The sequence below is a fragment of the Blastococcus sp. PRF04-17 genome (genome assembly GCF_023016265.1).
Lineage (GTDB): Bacteria > Actinomycetota > Actinomycetes > Mycobacteriales > Geodermatophilaceae > Blastococcus_B.
In genome coordinates, this window is record NZ_CP095412.1 from 1,111,647 (window position 1) to 1,129,841 (window position 18,195).

Consider the following 18,195-nt stretch of genomic DNA (forward strand, 5'->3'; position numbering starts at 1 on the left):
CGCCGGGCTCCGCCGAACCGTGATGACGTCGTGACCTGCGTGTCGGAGCCGATCAGGGGCTCCCGCCGGTCAGGCGGTGGTCCCCCCGGAGGCCCCGTCGGGTTCGAGAATGCTCTGGGCGAGCGCCTTCATCGACGTGCGCTGGTTCATCGCCGTCCGCTGGATCCACCGGAAGGCCTCGGCCTCGGTGATGCCCTGCTGCTCCATCAGCCGGCCCTTCGCCTTCTCGACGATCTTCCGGGTCTCCAGCCGCTCCTCGAGGGACCGCACCTCGCCGTCCAGCGCCGTCAGTTCCGTGAACCGGGCGCGTGCGACCTCGATCGCCGGCACCAGGTCGTTCTTCGAGAACGGCTTGACCAGGTAGGCCATCGCACCGGCGTCGCGGGCCCGTTCGACGAGCTCCCGCTGGCTGAACGCGGTGAGCACGATGACCGGGGCGATCCGGGCCGAGGCGATCCGCTCCGCGGCCGACAGCCCGTCGAGCACCGGCATCTGGATGTCGAGGATGACCAGGTCCGGCTGGAGCTGTTCTGCCTGGTCCACGGCCTGCTGACCATCACCGACCTCGGCGACGACCGTGTAGCCCTCCTCCTCGAGCATCTCCTTGAGGTCGAGGCGGATCAGCGCCTCGTCCTCGGCGATGAGGACACGGATCGTCTCGGTGCTCACGGCGCGAAGCGTAGCGACGTCAGCCCGGCCGCACTCCACCGCTAGGCTGCTCGGGCGGCCGGATCCCGGCACGCCCCCGTACCCCAATCGGCAGAGGGAGCGGATTCAAAACCCGCGCAGTGTGCGTTCGAGTCGCACCGGGGGCACTCTGTTGACCCACCCGAGATGTTGACCATCGGCAGCTGGTGGTCGCCGTCGGCGTGGCGGGCAGCCACACGCCGATGATCGACATCGAGGGGAAACTACGGTGAGCGGGTGACCGAACCGGCTCCGCACATGACGCCCGAGCAGTTCCGGCAGCACGGCCACGAGGTCGTCGACTGGATCGCCGACTACTGGTCGCGGATCGGGTCGTTCCCGGTGAGGTCCCAGGTGGCGCCCGGTGAGGTGCGGGCCGGGCTGCCGGCGAGCGCCCCGGAGCAGGGCGGACCCATCTCCGCCGTCCTCGCCGACCTCGAGCGGGTGGTCCTTCCCGGCGTCACCCACTGGCAGCACCCCGGATTCTTCGGCTACTTCCCCGCGAACACCTCCGGCCCGTCGGTGCTCGGCGACCTCGTCTCCGCCGGCCTCGGCGTCCAGGGCATGTCCTGGGTGACCAGTCCGGCGGCCACCGAGCTCGAGCAGCACGTCCTCGACTGGTTCGCCGACCTCCTGGGCCTGCCGCCGTCCTTCCGCTCCACCGGGACCGGCGGCGGTGTCGTCCAGGACTCCAGCTCCGGCGCCAACCTCGTGGCCCTCCTGGCCGCCCTCCACCGCGCGAGCAAGGGCGCCACCGTACGGTTCGGCGTGGAGCCCGAACGGGCCACCGTCTACGTCTCCGCCGAGACGCACTCCTCCATGGAGAAGGCGGTGCGCATCGCCGGCCTCGGCAGCGACGCCGTCCGCATCGTCGAGGTGGACGGCGACCTGGCGATGTCCCCGGCGGCCCTCGCCGCCCGACTGGAGCGCGACCTCGCCCGCGGCTTCACCCCCGTGCTCGTGTGCGCCACGATCGGGACGACGTCCACCACGGCGGTGGACCCGCTGGCCCAGCTGGGTCCGATCTGCCAGAAGTACGGCGTCTGGCTGCACGTCGACGCCGCCTACGCCGGCGTCAGCGGCATCGTGCCCGAGCTGCGCGGGCTCCAGGACGGCGTCGAGTGGGCCGACAGCTACACCACCGATGCCCACAAGTGGCTGCTCACCGGGTTCGACGCCACCCTCTTCTGGGTCGCGGACCGGGCCGCCCTGACCGGGGCTCTGGCGATCCTTCCGGAGTACCTGCGCAACGCCGCGACCGAGGCCGGGGCGGTCGTGGACTTCCGCGACTGGCAGATCCCGCTCGGGCGGCGCTTCCGGGCGCTGAAGCTCTGGTTCGTGCTGCGCTGGTACGGCGCCGAGGGCCTGCGTGCGCACATCCGCGCACACGTGGCCCTGGCGCAGGAACTGGCCGGCTGGGCCGACGCCGACGAGCGGTTCGACGTGGCCACGCCCCATCCGCTGGCGCTGGTCTGCCTGCGGCCCCGCTGGGCACCCGACGTGGACGCCGACGTCGCCACCATGACGCTGCTCGAACGGCTGAACGACGGCGGCGAGGTGTTCCTCACCCACACCACCGTGCGCGGCGACGTCGTCCTGAGGGTCGCCATCGGCTCCCCGAACACCACGAGGGCGCACGTCGAGCGGGTGTGGGCGCTGCTGCGCGAGAGCCACGACTGGCTGGCCGCGGACTTCGCGGCGGCCGCGGCCGAGCGGGCTGCGGAGCGGGAAGGGGCCCGTCAGGCGGCCGAGGCGGCGGCAGCGGTCCCGGCCGGCGGCGACCTGCCCACCCCGGAGGAGACCGCGGTCGTGCTGGACGAGACCGACGCCGTGGACACCGGTTCCGACGGCGCATCCCCGGCCACGGCGATGCCCGCCGTGGCCGAGGCCCCGGCGGCCGACGACGACCTCCCGCCGCTCGAGGAGACGGCGGCGGTGCTCGACGAGACCGACGCGGTGGACCGCTCCGTCGGCTGACCGCGGGCGGGGCTCAGCCGGGCAACGGCCGGATGAGGCCTTCCTGGGCCACGGTGGCCACGTGGGTGCCGTCGGCGGACCAGATCTGCCCGAAGCACAGCGCCCGGCCCGCGGACGCCGAGGGACTGTCGGTCTCGTAGAGGAACCAGTCGTCGGCCCGCGCCGGCCGGTGGAACCACACGGCGTGGTCGAGGCTCGCGCCCACGAAGTCCGGCCATCCGCCACCGAGCCGGGCGAAACCCGCCGACAGCAGCGTGAGGTCGCTGACGAAGGTCAGTGCCGCGGCGTGCACGGCCGGCTCGTCGCCCAGGGTGCCGGCCACGCGGAACCACGTCCACGCCTTGGTGTTGGGCGGCGACTTCGGCGGCGTGGCGAACGGGTCCTCGAGGTACCGCTGTTCCACGGCGCGGCCCATCGCCGCCATCCAGGCCGCCTTCTCGCCGTGCCGCGCGACGATCTCCGCCGTCCCCGGGAGGCTGTCGGGCGGCGGCACGTCCGGCATGGGCAGGGAGTGCTCGGCGACGGACTCCTCACCGGCGTGGAAGTCGGCGGTCAGCGCGAAGATCGCGACGTCCTCGCCCTTGCGCGTCTGCCGGGCGATGACCCGCCGGGTGGTGAACGACCGGCCGTCGCGGATGCGGTCCACCTCGTAGCGGATCTCCTCGAACGGGTCACCGGGCCGGAGGAAGTACGAGTGCAGCGAGTGCACCAGCCGGTCGGCCGGCACCGTGTGCTCGGCGGCCATCAGCGCCTGACCGGCCACCTGGCCGCCGAAGATCCGCTGCCGCTCGGTGCTCGGCGTCTGCCCGACGAAGACGTCGGTGTCCCGCTCCTCGAGCTGCAGGATCGCCAGCAGCGCCGCCGCCTGGCTGCCCTCGGGCAGATCGATCATGAATCGGTGCCGACCTCGTGCACGCGGATCAGGTTGGTCGAGCCGACGGTGTTCGGCGGCGAGCCCGCGACCACGACCACCCGGTCACCCACCTTGAGCCGGCCGATGGACAGCAGCGAGAAGTCCACCTGGGCGACCATGTCGTCGGTGTGCTCCACGGAGGGCACGAGGAACGTCTCGACGCCCCAGGCGAGGGCCAGCTGGCTGCGCACCCGCGCGTCGACGGTGAAGGCGAGCAGCGGCTGCCTCGGGTGCAGGGCAGCCAGCCGGCGGGCGGTCTCGCCGGTCTGCGTGAAGGTGGCCAGCGCCTTCACCTGGAGCGACTCGGCGACGTCGCGGGCGGCGCGGACGATCGCGCCCGACCGGGACCGCGACCGCCGCTCGAGGTCGGGCACCCACATGTTGTCGTTCTCGACCGCGGCGATGATCCGCTCCATCGTGCGGACGGCGCCGATCGGGTGCGCGCCCACCGACGTCTCCCCGGAGAGCATCACGGCGTCGGCACCGTCGAGGACGGCGTTGGCGACGTCCGAGGCCTCGGCACGGGTCGGCCGCGAGTTCTGGATCATCGACTCGAGCATCTGGGTGGCCACGATGACCGGCTTGTTGCGCTCACGGGCGGCCTGGATGGCCCGCTTCTGCACCAGCGGCACCTGCTCCAGCGCCAGCTCCACCCCCAGGTCGCCTCGGGCCACCATGATTCCGTCGAACGCCTCGACGATCGCCTCGAGGTTCTCGACCGCCTCCGGCTTCTCCAGCTTGGCGATCACCGGGACCGAGATGTCCTCCTGCCGCATGATGTCGCGCACGAGCTCGACGTCGTCGGGCGAGCGGACGAACGACAGGGCGATGAAGTCGACGCCCAGGTGCAGGGCGAAGCGGAGGTCCTCCTCGTCCTTGTCCGACAACGCCGGCACGCTCACCGCGACGCCGGGCAGTGACAGACCCTTGTTGTTGGACACCTCTCCGCCCTCGACCACGAGGCAGAACACATCCGGGCCCTGGACGCGGACGACGGTCAGCGCGAGCTTGCCGTCGTCGACGAGCAGCCGGTCACCGACGCGGACGTCGTCAGCCAGGTTCTTGTAGGTCGTGGACACGCGGGCGGCCGTGCCCTCGACCTCCTCGACGGTGATGCACACCTGCGTGCCGGTGGCCCACTCGACGGGACCCTCGGCGAAGGTGCCCAGCCGGATCTTCGGCCCCTGCAGGTCGGCGAGGACGGCGACGGCGTGTCCGGTGGCATCGGAGGCCCGCCGCACCAGGTCGTAGGACGCCGCGTGGTGCTCGTGCTTGCCGTGGCTGAAGTTCAGCCGGGCCACGTCCATGCCGGACTCGACGAGGGCGGTGATCTGCTCCAGCGAGCTCGTGGCCGGTCCGAGGGTGCAGACGATCTTCGCGCGGCGTGGCATGGGAAGAACGCTATGACATGGCGTCCCTCCGGGCCGCACCGCGTCCAGGAGCCCTCCCCGTGTCCGCAGGAGCGAGCCCGTTCCGCCCGCTACCTGAGAGCGATCGCCGTGGGCGTGACCGGCCGCGGGAGCATCGACTCGCCGGTGAGCCAGGTGTCGGCGGCTGCGGCGGCAGCCCGACCCTCGGCGATCGCCCACACGATGAGCGACTGGCCGCGGCCCATGTCACCGGCCACGAAGACGCCCGGCACGGTCGACATGAACTCGCCGTCCCGCGCGACGTTGCCCCGCCCGTCGACCTCGACCGCGAGCGCGTCGACGAGGCCCTCCCGCTGGGCTCCGGTGAAGCCCATGGCGAGGAAGACCAGGTCGGCCGGCAGCTCCCGCTCGCTGCCCTCGATCTTCTGGAAACGGCCGTCCACCCGCTCGACCTCGTGCAGCAGGATCGCGCGCACGTTCCCGGAGTCGTCGCCGAGGAAGCGCTCGGTGTTGACCGAGTAGAGCCGCTCGCCGCCCTCCTCGTGCGCGCTGGAGACACGCATGATCATCGGGTAGGTCGGCCAGGGGTTCACCGACTGGTCCCGCCGGTCCGGCGGCGCGGGCATGATCTCCAGCTGGGTCACCGAGGCGGCGCCCTGCCGGTGCGCGGTGCCCAGGCAGTCCGCGCCCGTGTCGCCGCCACCGATGATCACCACGTGCTTGCCCTTGGCGTTGATCGGCGGGTCGTCGAGCTCGCCCAGCGCCTGCAGGTTGCCGTACGGCAGGTACTCCATCGCCAGGTGGATCCCGGCCAGCTCGCGGCCCGGGGCGGGCAGGTCGCGGCCGACCGTCGCGCCACCGGCGAGGACGACGGCGTCGTGGTCGGCGCGCAGCTGCTCGGCAGACAGGTCGCCCTCGCCGGACCCCCCGACCTCGACCCCCGTCACGAACCGCGTGCCCTCGGCGCGCATCTGGTCCAGCCGCCGGTCGAGGACGGCCTTCTCCATCTTGAACTCGGGGATGCCGTAGCGGAGCAACCCGCCGATGCGGTCGGCCCGCTCGTACACGGTCACGTCATGACCGGCCCGCGTCAGCTGCTGCGCGGCGGCCAGGCCCGCCGGACCGGAGCCGACCACGGCGATGCGCTTGCCGGTGCGCTCGGCCGGCGTCTGCGGCTCGACCCAGCCCTCGTCCCAGGCCCGGTCGATGATCTCCCACTCGATCTGCTTGATCGTGACCGGCGACTCCTGCAGGTTCAGCACGCAGGAGCCCTCGCACGGCGCCGGGCACAGCTTGCCGGTGAACTCCGGGAAGTTGTTGGTCGCGTGCAGCCGCTCGATGGCGTCGTGCCAGTCGTCGCGGCGGGCCAGGTCGTTCCACTCCGGGATCAGGTTCGCCACCGGGCAGGCGTGGTGGCAGAACGGGATGCCGCAGTCCATGCAGCGCGCGGCCTGCTTGCGCACCGCGGCGACCGGGAAGACCTCGTCCTCACCGTTCTGCCGGGAGAGGTAGACGTCCTTCCAGTCCATGATCCGGATGTCGACCGGTCGCCGCGGGGGCAGCTCCCGGTCGTACTTGAGGAATCCGGTGGTGTCAGCCACGAGCCTTCTCCATCGAGACGGTGCCCGGCACGCCCTTCGCGCTTTCTGTACCGAAAGCTGAGCGGGGACGGCGAGCTTTCGGTACAGAAAGCGGGAGCGGGGTGTCAGCCACGAGCGGCCTCCATCAGGGCGAGATCGACGTCGGTTCCGTTGGCCTCGGCCATCCGCTGGGCCTCCAGTGCCCGCCGGTAGTCCCGCGGCATGATCACGCTGAACTGCTCGGACCAGCGGCCCCAGTCGGCGAGCAGCGCGTGCGCCACCGGCGACTCGGTGTCCTCGGCGTAGCGGACCAGGACGTCGCGCAGCCATTGCGCCGACTCGGCGTCCAGCGACTCGACGTCCACCATCTCGCTGTTGACCCGGTGCCGGGCGAGGTCGAGGACGTAGGCGATGCCGCCGGACATGCCCGCGGCGATGTTCCGGCCGGTGGGGCCCAGGATGACCGCCCGCCCGCCGGTCATGTACTCCAGCGCGTGGTCACCGACGCCCTCCACGACGGCGAGGGCGCCGGAGTTGCGGACGCAGAACCGCTCCCCCACCCGGCCGCGCAGGAAGATCTCCCCGCCGGTCGCGCCGTAGGCGATGACGTTGCCGGCGATGACGTTGTCCTCGGCGGCGAACGGCGCCTCCCGCGAGGGGCGGACGACGATCCGGCCACCGGAGAGGCCCTTGCCGACGTAGTCGTTGGCGTCGCCGAACAGCCGCATCGTGATGCCGCGCGGCAGGAAGGCGCCGAACGACTGGCCGGCCGAGCCGCCGAAGGTCAGGTCGATCGTGCCGTCGGGCAATCCCTCGCCGCCGAAGCGGCGGGTCACCATCGAGCCGAGCATCGTGCCCACGGTGCGGTTCACGTTGCGCACCGGCAGCTCGAGGCTGACCGGCCGCGCGTCGAGCAGGGCGCCCTCGCACAGCTGGATCAGCGTCTGGTCCAGCGCGACGTCCAGGCCGTGGTCCTGCGTGCGCACCTGGTGCCGCGGCGTGCCCTCGGGCAGCTCCGGCACCACCAGGATCGGGCTGAGGTCGAGCCCGGCGGCCTTCCAGTGGTCGACGGCCTTGCGGGTGTCGAGCACCTCGGCGTGCCCGATCGCCTCGTCCAGCGACCGGAAGCCCAGCTCGGCCAGGTAGTGCCGGACCTGCTCGGCGAGGAACTCGAAGAACGTGACGACGAACTCCGGGCGCCCCGTGAACCGCTTGCGCAGCTCGGGGTTCTGGGTGGCCACGCCGACCGGGCACGTGTCGAGGTGGCAGACCCGCATCATGATGCAACCCGACACCACGAGCGGCGCGGTCGCGAAGCCGTACTCCTCGGCGCCGAGCAGCGCCGCGATGATCACGTCGCGGCCGGTCTTCATCTGGCCGTCGGCCTGGACCACGATCCGGTCGCGCAGCCCGTTGGCCAGCAGCGTCTGCTGGGTCTCGGCCAGGCCGAGCTCCCACGGCGAGCCGGCGTGCTTCAGCGACGTCAGCGGCGCGGCGCCGGTTCCGCCGTCGTGCCCGGAGATGAGGACGACGTCCGCGTGCGCCTTGCTCACGCCCGCCGCAACCGTCCCGACGCCGACCTCGGCGACGAGCTTCACGTGCACCCGGGCGTCGTCGTTGGCGTTCTTGAGGTCGTGGATGAGCTGCTTGAGGTCCTCGATCGAGTAGATGTCGTGGTGCGGCGGCGGGCTGATCAGCCCCACGCCCGGAGTGGAGTGCCTGGTCCGAGCCACCCACGGGTAGACCTTCTGGCCGGGCAGCTGGCCGCCCTCGCCGGGCTTCGCGCCCTGGGCCATCTTGATCTGGATGTCATCGGCGTTGACCAGGTACTCGCTGGTGACGCCGAAGCGGCCGCTGGCCACCTGCTTGATCGCCGAGCGGCGCAGGTCGCCGTTCGGGTCCGGGGTGAACCGGTCGGGGTCCTCGCCGCCCTCGCCGGTGTTGGACTTGCCGCCCAGCCGGTTCATGGCGATGGCGAGGGTCTCGTGCGCCTCCTGCGAGATGGAGCCGTAGCTCATCGCGCCGGTCTGGAACCGCTTGACGATCTCGCCGGCCGGCTCGACCTCCTCCAGCGGCACCGGCTGCCGGACGCCGTCCTTGAAGGCGAACAGACCGCGCAGCGTCGCGGCCTCCTCGGAGAGCTTGTCGACGGTGTCGGTGTACTTCTGGAAGACCTCGAACTGCCGCGAGCGGGTGGCGTGCTGGAGCAGGAACACCGTCTCGGGGTTGAACAGGTGCACCTCCCCCTCGCGGCGCCACTGGTACTCGCCACCGGTCTCCAGCCGGCGGTGCGCCCGCTCGGTCGGGTTCTGCGGGTACGCGCGGCGGTGGCGGATGGCCACCTCCTCGGCGAGGACGTCGATGCCGACGCCGCCCAGGGGGCACGAGGTGCCGGTGAAGTACTCGTCGACCAGGTCCTGCGACAGGCCGACGGCCTCGAAGATCTGCGCCATCGTGTAGGAGCCGACGGTGCTGATGCCCATCTTGCTCATGACCTTGAGGACGCCCTTGCCGAGCGCCTTGACCATGTTGCGCACCGCCTGCGCCGGCTCCACACCGGTGAGCTGGCCGTCGCGGATCAGGTCCTCGATCGACTCGAATGCCAGGTAGGGGTTCACCGCAGCCGCGCCGTAGCCGAGCAGGAGCGCGACGTGGTGCACCTCGCGGCAGTCGCCGGACTCGACGACCAGGCCGACCTCCATGCGGGTCTTCTCCCGCACCAGGTGGTGGTGGACCGCGGCGGTCATCAGCAGCGAGGGGATCGGGGCGCGCTTCTCGTCGCAGTCGCGGTCGGAGAGCACGATGATCCGCGCGCCGGCCGCGATGGCCCTGGAGACCTTGCTGCGCAGCTGTTCGACGGCCTCGGCGAGCGCGGTGCCGCCGCCGGTGACGTCGAAGTGCCCGGTGATCCGGACCGCGGCGAAGCCCGGCAGGTCGCCGTCGTCGTCGATGTGCAGGATCTTGGCCAGCTCGTCGTTGTCGATGACCGGGAACGGCACGGTCACCTGCCGGCAGGACGCGGGAACCGCCTTGAGCAGGTTCTGCTCCGGCCCGAAGGTGCGGCCGAGGCTGGTGACCAGCTCCTCGCGGATCGCGTCCAGCGGCGGGTTGGTCACCTGGGCGAACAACTGGCCGAAGTAGTCGTAGAGCAGCCGCGAACGGTCCGACAGGGCGGCGACGGGGGTGTCGGTGCCCATCGAGCCGATCGGCTCGGCCCCGCTGGCGGCCATCGGCTGGATGAGGACCCGCAGCTCCTCCTCGGTGTAGCCGAAGAGCATCTGCCGGCGGACGACGGACTCGTGGCTGGGGCGCGACCGGCGGCGCTCGGGCAGCGAGGGCAGGTGCACCAGGCCGGCGTGCAGCCAGTCGTCGTACGGGTGCTCGGCGGCGAGCGCGCCCTTGACCTCCTCGTCGGAGACGATCCGGCCCGAGGCGGTGTCGACCAGGAACATCCGGCCGGGCTGCAGCCGGCCCTTGGCGACGACGTCGGCCGCCGGGATGTCGAGGACGCCGACCTCGCTGGCCAGGACCACCAGGTCGTCCTTGGTGTGCCACCAGCGGCCCGGACGCAGCCCGTTGCGGTCGAGGACGGCGCCGATGAGGGTGCCGTCGGTGAAGCAGACCGCGGCCGGCCCGTCCCACGGCTCCATGATCGAGGAGTGGAACCGGTAGAAGGCCCGGCGGGCCGGGTCCATCTCGTCGTGGTTCTCCCACGCCTCCGGGATCATCATCAGGACGGCGTGCGGCAGGGACCGGCCCGACAGGTGCAGCAGCTCGAGCACCTCGTCGAAGGTGGCCGAGTCGCTGAAGTCGCTGGCGGTGACCGGGAAGATGCGCTCGAGGCCGAGCTCGGACGCCGGGCCGGCCGGACCGTCGAACAGCTCGGTCTCCAGCTTCGCCTCGCGCGCCCGCATCCGGTTGCGGTTGCCCTTGATCGTGTTGATCTCGCCGTTGTGGGCGATGAAGCGGAACGGGTGGGCCAGGGGCCAGCTCGGGAAGGTGTTGGTCGAGAAGCGGCTGTGCACCAGCGCGATCGCCGACTCGTAGCGCTCGTCGCGCAGGTCCGGGAAGAACAGCGGCAGCTGGTCGGTGGTCAGCATGCCCTTGTAGGTGATCGTCCGCGACGACAGCGAGGCGAAGTACAGGGAGCTGCCGGCCTCGACGGCGGCCCGCTCGGCGCGCTTGCGCAGCACGAAGGAGCGCCGCTCCAGGCGGGTGACGCCGTTGCACTCCACGTTGCCGCCGAAGGCCTGCTCGTCGGCGCGGCCGCCATCGTCTCGGCCACGAACAGCTGCGCGAACCACGGCATGACCGCGCGTGCCGTCGGTCCGAGGTCGGCTCCATCGGGGTCGACGGGCACGTCGCGCCAGCCCAGGACCGTGAGGCCCTCCTCGTCGGCCAGTTGGGCGACGTCCTCGAGGCGGGCCGACCGCTCGGTCGCGTCGGCGGGCAGGAAGGCGATGCCCACGGCGTACTCGCCCAGGGGCGGGAGGTCGAAGTCGACGCCGCCCGCAGCAGCGCATCGGGCACCTGGGTCAGGATGCCGGCGCCGTCACCGGAGTTGGGTTCCGAGCCGGCCGCGCCCCGGTGGTCGAGGTTGTGCAGCGCCGTCAGACCCGAGGCGACGATCGAGCGGGACCTGCGCCCACGGGCGTCGGCGACGAAGGCGACGCCGCAGGCGTCCTTGTCGTTGGCCGGGTCGTACAGGCCCACGGGCGCAGGCACCGCGGAGAACGGAACGGACGAGGCGGCGGGGGCGGTGAGATCGGGCATGTCACTCCCGTCGTCGGCGGCCGTCCTGCCCGGGCATGGGCGCGGACGGGGGCGGTGGGCCCGGCCGGGTTGGTCAGAGGGCGGCTGTCATGGGCTGCGGGGAAGGCGGCACGGCGGAGAGCCGGGGCGCCGGGCGGAACGTGCGTCCCGTTTCCGGCGGCGGCTCGAGCCCGACGGGTGGTGACCGCCGGGCTGTCGTCCGCGGGGCGACGCTGGCCCGGTCCGACGGTGCGACCCGGCCAGGATCGCCGGCGGGTCTGCTGCGAAGGGTACACAGCGGTAACCCCGCGCCCATACGCCCGAACCGGAGTTCCGGCGCGTCGGCAGGATCACGTCGGTCGTTGGCCGGTCCCTGCCTGCGCGGACGGCTCAGCCGGGGTCGGGTGGGCGGTGATCCTCCTCACGGGGGGCCGCGGCGGACGACTCCTCCGAGGACCCAGCGGGGACCGACGTGCCCTCCTCCGGCTCCTCCTCGGCCCCGCCTCGATCGATCACCTCGCGCGGCCGCCCGCGCATGTAGAGGAAGTACGCCAGGGCGCCGAGCCCCACCACGATCGAGGTGAACACGTTGATGCGCACCCCGAAGGGCTCCTCGGCCGGGTCGGTCCGCAGCAGCTCGATCCAGAGCCGGCCGGCGCAGTAGGACAGCACGTACAGGGCGAACGCACGGCCGTGGCCCAGCCGGAAGCGCCGGTCGGCCCAGATGACCAGCGCCGCGGCAGCCAGGTTCCAGAGCAGCTCGTAGAGGAAGGTCGGATGGAAGGTGCCGAGCACCACCGGCTCACCATCGGGGCCGGACAGGGCCCGGCCGTTCGCCCACTCGTGGATCGTCAGGCCCCACGGCAGGTCGGTCGGCCCGCCGTAGAGCTCGTTGTTGAACCAGTTGCCCAGCCGGCCGATCGCCTGCGCCACGAGCAGGCCCGGGGCGAGGGCGTCGGCGAAGGCCGGGAGCGGGATGCCCTTGCGGCGGCAGGCGATCCACGCACCGACGCCGCCGAAGGCGATCGCCCCCCAGATGCCGAGGCCGCCCTCCCAGATGGCGAAGGCCCGCATCGGGTCGCCGCCCTCGCCGAAGTAGGCGCGGGGGCTGGAGATCACGTGGTAGATCCGGCCGCCGACGATGCCGAAGGGCACCGCCCAGACGGCGATGTCGAGGGTCTCCCCGGAGCGCCGCCGCGAGCGACCCAGCGCCGGTCGGTGAGCCAGGCAGCCGCGACGATGCCCGCCACGATGCAGAGGGCGTAGGCCCGCAACGGCAACGGACCGAGCTCCCAGACGCCCTGCGTCGGGCTGGGGATGGCGGCGAGGATCATCACCGCGCTCCCACGGACCGGACACCCCGGGCCAGGTCGTCGGTCAGGGCCCGGACGCCGTCGGCGCCGCGCCCCTCCAGCAGCTCCCGCACGTACGCCGAGCCCACGATCACGCCGTCGGCGAAGGCGGCCACCTCGGCGGCCTGGTCGCCGTTCGAGACGCCGAGACCGACGCAGACCGCCAGCTCGGGGGCCACCTCGCGGGTGCGCGCGACGAGCTTCTCCGCGGCGTCCCCGACCGTGGCGCGGGTGCCGGTGACGCCCATCGTGGAGGCGGCGTAGACGAAGCCCCGGCAGGCGGCGGTCGTGGACCGCAGCCGGGCGTCGGTCGACGAGGGGGCGACCAGGAACACCCGGTCGAGATCGGCGCGCTCCGCGGCGGCCAGCCACTCCCCGGCCTCCTCGGGGATGAGGTCGGGGGTGATGATCCCCGCTCCTCCGGCGGCGGCGAGGTCGGTGGCGAACCGGTCGACGCCGTAGCGCTCGATCGGGTTCCAGTAGCTCATCACCACGGGGACGGCGCCGGCGGCGGCCACCGCCTGCACCGCGCGCAGCACGTCGCGCAGGCCCACGCCCGCACGGACGGCGACGTCGACAGCCTGCTGGATCACCGGCCCGTCCATGCCCGGGTCGCTGTAGGGGACGCCGATCTCCATGATGTCGGCACCCGCCTCGACCGCGGCCGTCATGGCCTCGACGGAACCGGGGACGTCGGGGTAGCCGACCGGGACGTACGCGATCAGCGCGGCCCGGCCCTCGGCCTTGGCCTTCCCGATGCGCTCGGCCAGCTTGCTCACGCGCTCTCCCCCGCGTCGGGGCCGCTCACGGCCTCGTCGTTGCTGACCGCGCCCTCGGTGGGCTGCTGGTGCTCGTCCAGCCCGGCGCCCGGCTCCGAGTGGTCACGGTCGCCGAGACCGAACCACCTCGACGCCGTCTCGACGTCCTTGTCCCCCCGGCCGGACAGGTTGACCAGCAGCAGCGCGTCCGGTCCGAGCTCCCTGCCCAGCACCAGGGCACCGGCGAGGGCGTGCGCCGACTCGATCGCCGGGATGATGCCCTCCGTCCGGCAGAGCAGCGCGAAGGCCTCCATGGCCTCGGCGTCGGTCACCGGGCGGTACTCGGCGCGGCCGATGTCGTGCAGGTACGAGTGCTCGGGGCCGACGCCCGGGTAGTCGAGGCCGGCGCTGATCGAGTGCGACTCGATGGTCTGCCCGTTGTCGTCCTGCAGCAGGTAGGACCGGGCGCCGTGCAGCACACCCGGCGAGCCGCCGGTGATGGTGGCGGCGTGCCGGCCGGTGCCGACCCCGTCCCCGCCGGCCTCCAGGCCGACCAGCCGCACGCCCTCGTCGGGGACGAAGGCGGTGAAGATGCCGATCGCGTTGGAACCGCCGCCGACGCAGGCGAGCACCGCGTCGGGCAGCCGGCCGACCCGCTCGAGCACCTGCTCGCGGGCCTCGTCGCCGATCACCCGCTGGAAGTCACGGACCATCGCCGGGAAGGGGTGCGGGCCGGCGACGGTGCCGAACACGTAGTTCGTCGACTCGACGTTGGTGACCCAGTCGCGGAACGCCTCGTTGATCGCGTCCTTGAGCGTCCGCGAGCCGGTGGTGACGGGGATGACCTCGGCGCCGAGCAGTCGCATGCGGGCGACGTTGAGCGCCTGGCGGCGGGTGTCCTCCTCACCCATGTAGACGGTGCAGGACAGCCCCATGAGGGCCGCGGCCGTCGCCGTCGCCACCCCGTGCTGGCCGGCACCGGTCTCGGCGATGACCCGCGTCTTGCCGATGCGCCTGGTGAGCAGCGCCTGGCCGAGCACGTTGTTGATCTTGTGCGAGCCCGTGTGGTTGAGGTCCTCGCGCTTGAGCAGGACCCGTGCGCCGCCGGCGTGCTCGGCGAACTTCGGCACCTCGGTCAGCGGGCTCGGCCGGCCGGTGTAGTCGCGCTGCAGCCGGTCGAACTCCTCCAGGAACGACGGGTCGACGCGCATGGCCTCGTACGCCTCGGTCAGGTCGTCGAGCGCCGCGATCAGCGCCTCCGGCACGAAACGCCCGCCGAAGATGCCGAAGTGGCCGGTCTCGTCCGGCCAGCCCGGGCGCGCCGGCAGGACGCGTTCTCCGGGCTGCGGCGGGCTGGTGGTCGTCATGCCCCCAGCGTAGGGACCGTCGTCAGCGACTCGTGCGCGGCGTGGCCGGGTGCGACCCGGCGGTCACCAGGTCGGCGACGGCCTGACGGGCGTCGCCGGCGGTGACCAGGCCCTCGCCGACGAGGACGGCGTCGGCGCCGGCACCGGCGTAGCTGATGAGGTCGTGCGGTCCACGCACTCCGGACTCGGCCACCTTGACCACGCCCGAGGGCAGGCCCGGTGCGATCCGCTCGAAGGTGGAGCGGTCGACGTGCAGCGTGGTGAGGTCGCGGGCGTTGACACCGATCACCGACGCGCCGGCGTCCAGCGCCCGGTCGGCCTCGGCCTCGGTGTGCACCTCGACCAGCGCGGTCATGCCGAGGGACTCGACCCGCTCGAGCAGGCCGACCAGCGCGTTCTGCTCGAGGGCGGCGACGATCAGCAGCACGACGTCGGCGCCGTGGGCGCGCGCCTCGTGCACCTGGTAGCTGGTGACGACGAAGTCCTTGCAGAGCACGGGCACGTCGACCACCGCGCGGACCGCGTCGAGGTCCTCGTGCGAGCCGCCGAACCGGCGTCGCTCGGTCAGGACGCTGATCACCCGCGCGCCGCCGTCGGCGTACTGCGCGGCGAGTTCGGCGGGGTCGGGGATGGTCGCGAGGTCGCCCTTGGACGGGCTGCGCCGCTTGACCTCGGCGATCACGCCGACGCCGGGGGCGCGCAGGGCGGCCAGGGCGTCGAGCGCCGGGCGGGCGTCGAGGGCGGCGGCCTTCACCTCGGCCAGCGGGGTGCGGGCCTCGCGGGCGGCGAGGTCCTCGCGCACGCCGGCCACGATCTCGTCGAGCACGTTCACGGCGTCGTCCGCTCGCTCACGCGGCCTCCTGGATGTCGCACCGGTACGTCCCCTCACCAGCCGGATCGGTTGGACTCACTCTAGAGGCGGCACCCCGGCGTCCCGGCCGGGGGCGGCAGAAGCGGCCCCCATCGGTTCCGCTAGGCGGTCGGGTCCTCGCCGCGGTCCAGCGCCTGCCACGCGTCCTGCGCGCGGTCCTCGTCGCTGCGCCGCGCAGGGGCTGGCGCACCGGCCGGGGTGCGCTCGTACCGGCGTCCCATCGCCGGCCACCGCCGGCCGCGCAGCACCACGAGCACGCCGGCACCGACGGCGAGAACCCCGGCGCCGACCGCGAGCGTGGGCCACGACGGGACGGTCGCCAGGTCGACCACGCGCCCCCAGCCGATGCCTGCCAGCATCGCCGCGCGCTCGTCGAGGCCACCGCCGAGGGCGTGACCGCCCGACCACGCCAGCGCGCCGCCGCCACCATCACGAGCAGGCCCACGGCGACCCGCCCCGCGCCCCGGACCGCGAGCAGCGCAACCGCCCCCGCCAGCAGCACGAGGCCGGCGGCCGGCACCAGGGGGGCGGCGTCGGTCCCGTTCAGCGCGTCGCCCACCGGGGGCAGCGGCGCCGACCGCTCGTAGGTGACCCGGGCCCACGTCTGACCCCCGGCGACCAGGGCGAGCCCACCGGCCACGGCGGCGGCCACCACGGCCGCGGTCAGCTCGCGGCGCGGCTCGCCCGTCACCGGACCTCCCGGAGCCTCTCCGCCGTCGCGATCGCCGACAGCACCGCGCGTGCCTTGTGGCGGGTCTCCGCCTCCTCGGTGGCGGCGTCGCTGTCGGCGACGATCCCCGCCCCGGCCTGCACGTACGCCCGCCCCTGGTGCAGGACGGCGGTGCGGATCGCGATCGCCATGTCCATGTCGCCGCTGGCGTCGACGTAGCCGACGGTGCCCGCGTAGAGCGCCCGGCGCGTGGGCTCGAGCGACTCGATGATCTCCATGGCCCGCGGCTTGGGCGCCCCCGAGACGGTGCCCGCCGGGAACGTCGCGTCGAAGACGTCGAGCGCGTCGTGACCGTCGGCCACCTCCCCGGTCACCGTCGACACCAGGTGCATGACGTGGCTGTACTGCTCGATCCGCATGAAGTCGGGCACCTCGACGGTCCCGGGGACGCACACCCGGCCCAGGTCGTTGCGGGCCAGGTCGACGAGCATGACGTGCTCGGCGCGCTCCTTGGGGTCGGCGAGCAGACTCTCGGCCAGCCGCAGGTCCTCCTCCTCCGTCGCACCCCGCGGGCGGGTGCCGGCCGGCGGGTGCACCACCGCGGACGTGCCCGTCACCGTCACCAGCGCCTCCGGCGAGGAGCCCACGACGTCGAACGGCGTCTCGCGGCCGGCGAACCGGAGCAGGTACATGTACGGCGAGGGGTTGGTCGCCCGGAGCACCCGGTACAGGTCGAGCGCGTCGACGTCCGAGGCGAGCTCGAAGCGCTGGGCCAGCACGACCTGGAACGCGTCCCCCGCCCTGATGTGCTCGCGCACCCGCTCGACGCCGTCCTCGAAGACCCCGGGCCGCATGTTGCTCGTCACCGGTGGGGTGTCGGCACGCTCGAGGACGGCCACACCCGGCGGCACGGCCTTGGTGAGGTCGGTGGCCATCGCGTCCAGGCGCGCCACGGCGTCGTCCCACGCGACCCCCGGGTCGCCGGGTGCCGAGCGGAAGGCGTTGGCGATGAGCAGCACGGAGCCGTCGGTGTGGTCCAGCACCGCCAGGTCGGTCACGAACATCATCGCGAGCTCGGGCATCCCGAGGTCGTCGACGCTGGTCTGCGGCAGCCGCTCGAGACGGCGGACGACGTCGTAGCCCAGGTAACCGACCAGGCCCCCGGTCAGCGGCGGGAGGTCCGGCACCCGCGGCGAGCGCAGCCGCCGGCTGAGCGTGCGGACGGCGGCCAGCGGATCGGGCGGCAGCTCGTCGGTCAGCCCCGGGACGTCGTCCCCGAGCCACTGCGTGACGCCGTCGCGTTCGGTGAGGACACCGGCGCTGCGGACGCCGACGAAGCTGTACCGCGACCAGCGCTTGCCCTGCTCGGCCGACTCCAGCAGCACCGTGCCGGGCCGGTTGCCGGCGAGCTTGCGGTAGATGCCCACGGCGGTCTCGCTGTCGGCAAGCAGCTTGCGCGTCACCGGGACGAGCGGCTGCTGGAGCGCGGCGAACTCCTCGCGCGTCGGACTCGTGACCCCGAATCTCACGCGGTCACCTCCGCGGTCAGCCGACGGTGGAAGCAGCTGTGCTCGCCGGTGTGGCAGGCCGGACCCTCCTGGTCGACGAGCACGAGCAGCGCATCGCCGTCGCAGTCCAGCCGGACCTCCCGCACCCACTGGCGGTTGCCGGAGGTCTCGCCCTTCACCCAGTACTCCCCGCGGCTGCGCGACCAGTACGTCGCGCGCCCCGTGGTCAGCGTCCGGTGCAGCGCCTCGTCGTCCATCCAGGCGAGCATGAGCACCTCGCCGGTGTCGTGCTGCTGGACGACGGCGGCCACCAGGCCGGCCGGGTCGCGGCGCAGCAGGTCGGCGACCTCCGGAGCGAGTGACGGGACTGCGGACATGCCGCCAGTGTGC

The 18,195-nt window shown here is 72.9% G+C and carries 12 protein-coding genes, 1 tRNA gene and 2 pseudogenes; 2 read left to right on the top strand and 13 right to left on the bottom strand.

What is annotated here, in order from left to right; all coding sequences use genetic code 11:
• Positions 1-69 precede the first annotated feature (69 nt).
• Positions 70-669, bottom strand: coding sequence for an ANTAR domain-containing response regulator (locus tag MVA48_RS05630; RefSeq protein ID WP_246986675.1), 600 nt, complete (start codon positions 667-669; stop codon positions 70-72).
• A gap of 72 nt (positions 670-741) precedes the next feature.
• On the opposite strand from MVA48_RS05630, the gene MVA48_RS05635 reads away from it, so the two are divergent.
• Both MVA48_RS05635 and MVA48_RS05640 read left to right on the top strand, forming a co-directional pair.
• Positions 742-815: transfer RNA gene (locus MVA48_RS05635), tRNA-Leu, on the top strand.
• A 109-nt stretch (positions 816-924) separates the two neighbouring features.
• The gene (locus MVA48_RS05640) at positions 925-2,664 is read left to right on the top strand and encodes a pyridoxal-dependent decarboxylase (protein ID WP_246986677.1); all 1,740 of its coding nucleotides are present in this window, start codon (positions 925-927) and stop codon (positions 2,662-2,664) included.
• A gap of 13 nt (positions 2,665-2,677) precedes the next feature.
• On the opposite strand, the gene MVA48_RS05645 is transcribed toward MVA48_RS05640, so the two are convergent.
• The 12 genes and pseudogenes from MVA48_RS05645 to hisI all read right to left on the bottom strand — a co-directional run bounded on the left by MVA48_RS05645 (position 2,678) and on the right by hisI (position 18,182).
• A complete protein-coding gene (locus tag MVA48_RS05645) occupies positions 2,678-3,556 on the bottom strand; it encodes an acyl-CoA thioesterase (RefSeq protein ID WP_246986679.1) in 879 nt (292 codons plus the stop codon).
• A complete protein-coding gene (gene pyk, locus MVA48_RS05650; protein ID WP_246986681.1) occupies positions 3,553-4,968 on the bottom strand; it encodes a pyruvate kinase in 1,416 nt (471 codons plus the stop codon). The genes MVA48_RS05645 and pyk overlap by 4 nt, the downstream gene beginning before the upstream one ends.
• 89 nt (positions 4,969-5,057) lie before the next feature.
• On the bottom strand, positions 5,058-6,548 hold the full coding sequence (locus tag MVA48_RS05655) for a glutamate synthase subunit beta (RefSeq protein ID WP_246986683.1): 1,491 nt from the start codon (positions 6,546-6,548) through the stop codon (positions 5,058-5,060).
• A 104-nt stretch (positions 6,549-6,652) separates the two neighbouring features.
• Positions 6,653-10,831, bottom strand: a complete 4,179-nt coding sequence (gene gltB / locus MVA48_RS05660; protein ID WP_246986685.1) for a glutamate synthase large subunit — start codon at positions 10,829-10,831, stop codon at positions 6,653-6,655.
• 26 nt (positions 10,832-10,857) lie between these two features.
• Positions 10,858-11,300 (bottom strand): annotated as a pseudogene (locus MVA48_RS23365) (hypothetical protein); the annotation flags it as partial.
• 369 nt (positions 11,301-11,669) lie between these two features.
• A complete protein-coding gene (locus MVA48_RS05665) occupies positions 11,670-12,434 on the bottom strand; it encodes a prolipoprotein diacylglyceryl transferase family protein (RefSeq protein WP_246986687.1) in 765 nt (254 codons plus the stop codon).
• Positions 12,435-12,612: 178 nt separating this feature from the next.
• Positions 12,613-13,410, bottom strand: coding sequence for a tryptophan synthase subunit alpha (gene trpA / locus MVA48_RS05670; protein WP_246986689.1), 798 nt, complete (start codon positions 13,408-13,410; stop codon positions 12,613-12,615).
• Positions 13,407-14,756, bottom strand: a complete 1,350-nt coding sequence (gene trpB, locus MVA48_RS05675; RefSeq protein ID WP_246986691.1) for a tryptophan synthase subunit beta — start codon at positions 14,754-14,756, stop codon at positions 13,407-13,409. The genes trpA and trpB overlap by 4 nt, the downstream gene beginning before the upstream one ends.
• Before the next feature lie 22 nt (positions 14,757-14,778).
• Entirely contained in the window at positions 14,779-15,588 is an 810-nt protein-coding gene (trpC, locus tag MVA48_RS05680) for an indole-3-glycerol phosphate synthase TrpC (protein ID WP_246986693.1), read from the bottom strand.
• A 140-nt stretch (positions 15,589-15,728) separates the two neighbouring features.
• A pseudogene (locus MVA48_RS05685) lies at positions 15,729-16,318 on the bottom strand (Trp biosynthesis-associated membrane protein).
• The gene (locus MVA48_RS05690; protein WP_246986697.1) at positions 16,315-17,826 is read right to left on the bottom strand and encodes an anthranilate synthase component I; all 1,512 of its coding nucleotides are present in this window, start codon (positions 17,824-17,826) and stop codon (positions 16,315-16,317) included. The pseudogene MVA48_RS05685 and the gene MVA48_RS05690 overlap by 4 nt, the downstream one beginning before the upstream one ends.
• A complete protein-coding gene (gene hisI, locus MVA48_RS05695; protein WP_246986699.1) occupies positions 17,823-18,182 on the bottom strand; it encodes a phosphoribosyl-AMP cyclohydrolase in 360 nt (119 codons plus the stop codon). Before hisI ends, MVA48_RS05690 begins: the two co-directional genes overlap by 4 nt.
• Between the last annotated feature and the right edge of the window lie 13 nt (positions 18,183-18,195).

Bases quoted from the DNA above. Each gene is read 5' to 3' on its own strand.
- hisI (WP_246986699.1), bottom strand. From the start codon at position 18,182: ATGTCCGCAGTCCCGTCACTCGCTCCGGAGGTCGCCGACCTGCTGCGC.
- MVA48_RS05645 (WP_246986679.1), bottom strand. From the start codon at position 3,556: ATGATCGATCTGCCCGAGGGCAGCCAGGCGGCGGCGCTGCTGGCGATC.
- pyk (WP_246986681.1), bottom strand. From the start codon at position 4,968: ATGCCACGCCGCGCGAAGATCGTCTGCACCCTCGGACCGGCCACGAGC.
- trpB (WP_246986691.1), bottom strand. From the start codon at position 14,756: ATGACGACCACCAGCCCGCCGCAGCCCGGAGAACGCGTCCTGCCGGCG.